The sequence below is a fragment of the Mesorhizobium sp. M2A.F.Ca.ET.037.01.1.1 genome, from assembly GCF_003998075.1.
Taxonomy (GTDB): Bacteria; Pseudomonadota; Alphaproteobacteria; order Rhizobiales; family Rhizobiaceae; genus Mesorhizobium.
In genome coordinates this window covers 1-6720 of record NZ_RZSA01000293.1, presented here as the reverse complement: position 1 = coordinate 6720, position 6720 = coordinate 1, and the positions used below count along the sequence as shown (strand labels likewise).

The window sequence follows — 6720 nt, the reverse complement described above, 5'->3', positions numbered from 1 at the left end:
GTCTATTCCCCGGTCAGTTCGCCGCCGCGGTCTGCGCGGAATTGATGGATGCGGTGACGTTGGTGACGAGCGCCTTGACCGATTGGGCCGTCGCGTCGAACACCGGCGCCGGATAAACGCCGAAGAAGATGACCAGCACCACTAGCGGGTAGATGATCGCCTTCTCGCGCGGCGAAAGATCGAGCAGGTTCTTCAGGCTGTCCTTGGTCAGCGCGCCGAAGATCACGCGTCGATACAGCCAAAGCGCGTAAGCCGCCGACAGGATGACGCCGGTCGCGGCGAAGAACGCCACCCAGGTGTTGACCTTGAACACACCGAGCATGGTCAGGAACTCGCCGATGAAGCCGCTGGTGCCCGGCAGGCCGACATTGGCCATGGTAAAGATCATGAAGACGGTGGCATATTTCGGCATGTTGTTGACGAGGCCGCCATAGGCGTCGATCTCGCGCGTATGCATGCGGTCGTAGATGACGCCGACGCACAGGAACAGCGCGCCCGACACGAGGCCGTGGCTGAGCATCTGGAAGATCGCGCCCTGCACGCCTTCCTGGTTCATGGCGAAGATGCCCATGGTCACGAAGCCCATATGGGCGACCGACGAATAGGCGATCAGCTTCTTCATGTCCTCCTGCATCAGCGCCACCAGCGAGGTGTAGATGATGGCGACGACGGAGAGCGTGAACACCAGCGGCGCGAACATCGCCGACGCTTCCGGGAACATCGGCAGCGAGAAGCGCAGGAAGCCGTACCCGCCCATCTTCAAGAGGATGGCTGCCAGGATGACCGAGCCCGCCGTCGGCGCCTCCACGTGGGCATCAGGCAGCCAGGTGTGCACCGGCCACATCGGCATCTTCACCGCGAAGGACGCGAAGAAGGCCAGCCACAGCCAGGTCTGCATGTTGGCCGGGAACTGATGCGTCAGCAGTGTCGGGATATCCGTGGTGCCCGACTGGAAGAACATCACCATGATGGCGAGCAGCATCAGCACCGAACCGGCGAGCGTGTAGAGGAAGAACTTGAACGAGGCATAGACGCGCCGCTTGCCGCCCCAGACGCCGATGATGATGAACATCGGGATCAGGCCGGCCTCGAAGAAGACGTAGAACAACACGATGTCGAGCGCGCAGAACACGCCGATCATCAGCGTCTCGAGGATCAGGAAGGCGATCATATAGGCCTTGACCCGCTTCTCGATCGCTTCCCAGGAGGCGAGGATGGAAAGCGGCATCAGGAACGTCGTCAGGATGACGAACAGCATCGAGATGCCGTCGACGCCCATGTGGTAGGAAATGCCCGAATCCAGCCAGGCGTATTTCTCGACGAACTGGAAGCCGGCCTGCGAATTGTCGAAGCCCTTCCAGATGAACAGCGACACCAGGAAGGTGAAAGTTGTCGTCGCAAGCGCGATGCCGCGGATGTTGCGGCGCGCGTTTTCGCTGTCGTCGCTGATCGGCAGAATGAAGAGAACACCAACCAGCGGCAGGAAGGTGACCAGCGAGAGGATTGGCCAGTCGGTCATCAGAGCATCATCCAGGTGACGAGAGCGGCCACGCCGATCAGCATGGCGAAAGCATAGTGGTAGAGGTAGCCGGTCTGTAGCTTGACGACGCGGTTGGTGACGTCGACGACGCGCGCCGAGATGCCGTCGGGGCCGAGCCCGTCGATGATCGTGCCGTCACCGGTCTTCCACAGGAACCTGCCGAGGCGCTTGGCCGGCTGAACGAACAGGATGTCGTAGAGCTCGTCGAAGTACCACTTGTTGAGCAGGAAGGCGTAGAGCAGGCGGTGGTTGGCGGCGACGCTGCGAGGCAGTTCCGGCGAGCGGATATAGAACTTCCAGGCAACCAGCAGGCCGATCACCATGGCCACGAATGGCGCCAGTTCCACCCAGAGCGGCAGCTCGTGGATCTCGTGCAGGATATGGTTGTCCGGCAGCGTGAACAGTGACGCCTTCCAGAATTCGGCATAGCCCTCGCCGATGAAGGCGCCGTGGAAGATGATGCCCGCGAACAGCGCGCCGGCCGCCAGAACATAGAGCGGCACCAGCATCACCGGCGGCGATTCATGGACATGATGCATGACCTCGTGGCTGGCGCGCGGCTCGCCGTGGAAGGTCATGAAGATCAGGCGCCACGAATAGAAGCTGGTGAAGCAGGCGGCGACCACCAGCAGGATGAAGGCAAAGCCGGCGACCGCATTGTGGCTGGCGAAGGAGGTCGCGATGATTGCGTCCTTGGAGAAGAAACCGGCGGTGCCGATCACCGTTGCCGGGATGCCGACGCCGGTCAGCGCCAGCGTGCCGACAATCATCATCCAGTAGGTGGTCGGGATCAGCTTGCGCAGCCCGCCCATCTTGCGCATGTCCTGCTCGTCGGACACCGCGTGGATGACCGAGCCGGAGCCGAGGAACAGCAGTGCCTTGAAGAAGGCGTGCGTGAACAGATGGAAGATCGCCGCGCCATAGGCGCCGACGCCGAGCGCCACGAACATATAGCCGAGCTGCGAGCAGGTCGAATAGGCGATGACGCGCTTGATGTCGTTCTGGACGAGGCCGACGGTCGCCGCGAAGAAGGCGGTGAAGGCGCCGATGAAGGTGACGACGGTCAGCGCCGAGTGCGACAGCTCGAACAGCGGGGACAGCCTGGCCAGCATGAACACGCCGGCGGTCACCATGGTCGCCGCGTGGATGAGCGCCGAGACCGGCGTCGGGCCTTCCATGGCGTCCGGCAGCCAGGTGTGCAGCGGCACCTGCGCCGACTTGCCCATGGCGCCCATGAAGAGCAGCAGGCAGACCACGGTCAGCGCCGTCTGCTTGTCGAGCGCATGGCCGAGGAAAGTCAGCACGGCGGCGCCGGCAGGCGCGCCTTCGGCCGGCAGGAATGACGCCGCATTGGCAAACACGGTGCTCAGATTGACCGAGCCGAACAGCACGAACACGCCGAAGATGCCGAGCGCGAAGCCGAAGTCGCCGACACGGTTGACGACGAAGGCCTTGATGGCGGCGGCGTTGGCCGACGGCTTCTTGTACCAGAAGCCGATCAGCAGGTAGGAAGCGAGACCGACGCCTTCCCAGCCGAAGAACATCTGGATGAGGTTGTCGGCGGTCACCAGCATCAGCATCGCGAAGGTGAACAGCGACAGATAGGCGAAGAAGCGCGGCCGGTTCGGATCGTGGTGCATGTAGCCGATCGAATAGATGTGAACCAGCGCCGACACCGTGTTGACGACGACCAGCATCACCACCGTCAGCGTGTCGATCCTGAGCGCCCAGGAGGCGTCGATGCCGCCTGACTGGATCCAGCGCAGCACCGGCACGGTGAACACCTCGCCATTGCCGAAGCCGACGGTGAAGAAGGCGATCCAGGACAGGATAGCCGCGATCACCAGGAAGCCGGAGGTGATGTATTCGGAAGCCTTGGCGCCGAGCGAATTGCCGAACAGGCCGACAATCAGGAAGCCGAGCAGCGGAAGGAAGACGATAGCCTGATACATGGTGGTTCCCGTCAACCCTTCATCGCGCTCACGTCTTCGACCGCGATCGAGCCGCGGTTGCGGAAGAAGACGACAAGAATGGCAAGACCGATCGCGGCTTCAGCGGCCGCGACCGTCAGCACGAACAGGGCGAACACCTGTCCGACGAGGTCATGCAGCGCCGCCGAGAACGCGACGAAATTGATGTTGACCGCGAGCAGGATGAGCTCGACCGACATCAAGATGACGATGATGTTGCGGCGGTTCAGGAAGATGCCGAACACGCCGAGCGTGAACAGGATCGCCGATACGGTCAGGTAATGTGCAATGCCGACGACCATCTCAGATGCCCTCGCCCGTTTTGACCTTGCGGATTTCCATGCCTGTCGCCGGCGTGCGACCGACCTGCGCGGCGATCGACTGCCGCTTGACGCCCGGCTTGTGGCGCAGCGTCAGCACGATGGCGCCGATCATGGCGACCAGCAGCACCAGGCCGGAAATCTGGAAATAATAGAGGTAGTCCGTGTAAAGGATGTCGCCGAGCGCCGCCGTGTTGGAGCGCGTGGCGAGATCCGGCGTCGCCTTGGCGACCGTCGAGGCCAGCTGCGGCGCGAATGTGTAGCCGCCGAGCACGATGATCAGCTCCGCCGCCAGGATCAGCCCGACCAGCGCGCCGATCGGCGCGTATTGCAGGGCGCCCTGCTTCATCTCGGCGAAGTCGACGTCGAGCATCATGACGACGAACAGGAACAGCACCATCACCGCGCCGACATAGACGACCAGCAGGATCATCGCCAGGAACTCGGCGCCGGTCAGCATGAAGAGGCCCGCGGCGTTGAAGAAGGTCAGGATCAGGAACAGCACCGAATGCACGGGGTTGCGCGACGAAATGACCATGAAGGCCGACGCCACGGCGATAAAGGCGAAGAGGTAGAAAAAGGCCGCCTCTAGTCCAGTCAGCATGGGTTCCCCCGGGTTCCAATTTCGACTCCGACCCGCCTCCGGTTCGAAACCGCGTGTTCCTTAGACGGACGACGTTGCGCCGTCCACTTTCTTGTTCCTTCTCCCTGTTTACGGGGAGAAGGTGGCCCGAAGGGCCGGATGAGGGGTAACGCCAAGTTTCCAGAAGCTGGCGCCGCCCCTCATCTGCCTGCCGGCATCTTCTCCCCGTGAACGGGGAGAAGCACGCTAATCACCTATACGGCGAGTCCAGCGCGATGTTGCGCGCCAGCTCCCGCTCCCAGCGATCGCCGTTCGCGAGCAGCTTTTCCTTGTTGTAGTAAAGCTCCTCGCGCGTCTCGGTCGCGAACTCGAAATTCGGCCCTTCGACGATGGCGTCGACCGGGCAGGCTTCCTGGCAGAAGCCGCAATAGATGCACTTCACCATGTCGATGTCGTAGCGCACGGTGCGGCGCGTGCCGTCGTTGCGGCGCGGGCCCGCCTCGATGGTGATGGCCTGCGCCGGGCAGATCGCCTCGCACAGCTTGCAGGCGATGCAGCGTTCCTCGCCGTTCGGATAGCGGCGCAGCGCATGTTCGCCGCGGAAGCGCGGGCTGGTCGGCCCCTTCTCATGCGGATAGTTGATGGTTTCCTTCGGCGCGAAGAACTGGCGCATCGACAGGAAGAAGGCGCTGACGAAATCCTTCAGCAGCAGCGATTTTGCGGCCTGGGCCAGAGCGGACATCACGCAAACCCCGTGATCTTGAGGAAGGCCGCGGTGGCGACGACCATGAACAGCGAGATCGGCAGGAAGACTTTCCAGCCCAGCCGCATCAGCTGGTCGTAGCGGTAGCGCGGCACGAAAGCCTTCACCATCGAGAACATGAAGAACATCAGGCAGATCTTCAGCACGAACCAGATCACACCCGGTATCCAGGTGAAGGGCGCGAAATTGAACGGCGGCAGCCAGCCGCCGAGGAACAGGATGGTCGCCAGCGCGCACATCAGGACGACGGCGACATACTCGCCGAGGAAGAAGAGCAGGAACGGCGTCGACGAATATTCAACCATGTGGCCGGCGACGAGTTCCGATTCCGCTTCCACAAGGTCGAAAGGCGGGCGGTTGGTCTCGGCGAGCGCGGAGATGAAGAACACCACGAACATCGGCAGCAGCGACAGCCAATGCCAGTCGAGGAAGGTGTTGGGCAGGCCGAGCTTGGTGCCGAGGCCGTCCTGCTGCGACATGACGATGTCGGAGAGGTTCAGCGAGCCGACGCAGAGCAGCACGGTGACGATGACGAAGCCGATCGAGACTTCGTAGGACACCATCTGCGCGGCCGAGCGCAGCGCGCCGAGGAACGGGTATTTCGAGTTGGACGCCCAACCGCCCATGATCACGCCATAAACCTCGAGCGAGGAGATGGCGAAGACATAGAGGATGCCGACATTGATGTTGGCGATCGCCCAGCCGTCATTGACCGGAATGACCGCCCAGGCCGAGATCGCCAGTACCGCCGACACCAGCGGCGCCAGAAGGAACACGCCTTTGTTGGCGCCCGACGGGATCACCGGCTCCTTGAAGACGAATTTTAAAAGGTCGGCGAAGGCCTGCAGCGTACCCCACGGACCGACGACGTTCGGGCCGCGACGCAATTGCACCGCCGCCCAGATCTTGCGGTCGGCATAGAGCAGGTAGGCGACGCCGATCAAAAGCACGACGATCAGCACGACCGACTTCAGAAGGATCAGCAGCGCCGGCAGCACGTAAATCGAGAGGAAAGTGTCCATGCTTATTCCGCCGCCTGCTTGAAGCCGCTCTTGGCCAGCGCCGAGCATTCAGCCATCACGGCCGATGCCCGCGCTATCGGGTTGGTCAGGTAGAAGTCCTTCACCGCCGAGGTGAAGGTGCCCTTGTTCAAACGGCCGCCGAGCTTCGCCACCTTGGCGATATCGTCGCCGCTGCCGGCCTGCACCTGGTCGATGCGGGCGAGATGCGGGAATTCGCCATAGAGCTTGGCGCGCAGCTGCGCCAGCGAATCGAAGGGCAGCTTCTTGCCGAGCACATCCGACAGCGCCCTGAGAATCGCCCAGTCCTCGCGCGCCTCGCCCGGAGCGAAACCGGCGCGATTGGTCTGCTGCACACGGCCTTCCGTGTTCACATAGGTGCCGGACTTTTCGGTGTAGGCGGCGGCCGGCAGGATGACGTTGGCGCGATGCGCGCCGGCATCGCCATGCGTGCCGACATAGACGACGAAGGCGCCGCCGGTCCTGGCCATGTCGATTTCGTCGGCGCCGAGCAGGAAGAGCACG

Annotated in this window: 7 protein-coding genes; all 7 read right to left on the bottom strand. The window is 62.8% G+C overall.

The window, feature by feature from the left end:
• Positions 1 to 13 precede the first annotated feature (13 nt).
• Entirely contained in the window at positions 14 to 1519 is a 1506-nt protein-coding gene (locus EOA27_RS16275; protein WP_126082116.1) for an NADH-quinone oxidoreductase subunit M, read from the bottom strand.
• Entirely contained in the window at positions 1519 to 3492 is a 1974-nt protein-coding gene (gene nuoL / locus EOA27_RS16270; RefSeq protein ID WP_126082115.1) for an NADH-quinone oxidoreductase subunit L, read from the bottom strand. Before nuoL ends, EOA27_RS16275 begins: the two co-directional genes overlap by 1 nt.
• Before the next feature lie 11 nt (positions 3493 to 3503).
• The gene (nuoK, locus tag EOA27_RS16265) at positions 3504 to 3812 is read right to left on the bottom strand and encodes an NADH-quinone oxidoreductase subunit NuoK (protein WP_040982022.1); all 309 of its coding nucleotides are present in this window, start codon (positions 3810 to 3812) and stop codon (positions 3504 to 3506) included.
• Between the two features lies 1 nt (position 3813).
• Positions 3814 to 4434, bottom strand: a complete 621-nt coding sequence (locus tag EOA27_RS16260) for an NADH-quinone oxidoreductase subunit J (protein ID WP_126082114.1) — start codon at positions 4432 to 4434, stop codon at positions 3814 to 3816.
• A gap of 229 nt (positions 4435 to 4663) precedes the next feature.
• Positions 4664 to 5155, bottom strand: a complete 492-nt coding sequence (gene nuoI, locus EOA27_RS16255) for an NADH-quinone oxidoreductase subunit NuoI (RefSeq protein ID WP_042643165.1) — start codon at positions 5153 to 5155, stop codon at positions 4664 to 4666.
• Positions 5155 to 6198 (bottom strand): NADH-quinone oxidoreductase subunit NuoH, encoded by a 1044-nt coding sequence (gene nuoH / locus EOA27_RS16250; protein WP_126082113.1) that lies wholly within the window; start codon positions 6196 to 6198, stop codon positions 5155 to 5157. Before nuoH ends, nuoI begins: the two co-directional genes overlap by 1 nt.
• A gap of 2 nt (positions 6199 to 6200) precedes the next feature.
• Positions 6201 to 6720: molybdopterin-dependent oxidoreductase (locus tag EOA27_RS16245; RefSeq protein ID WP_145970372.1), on the bottom strand; the 520-nt coding region annotated here is incomplete at its 5' end.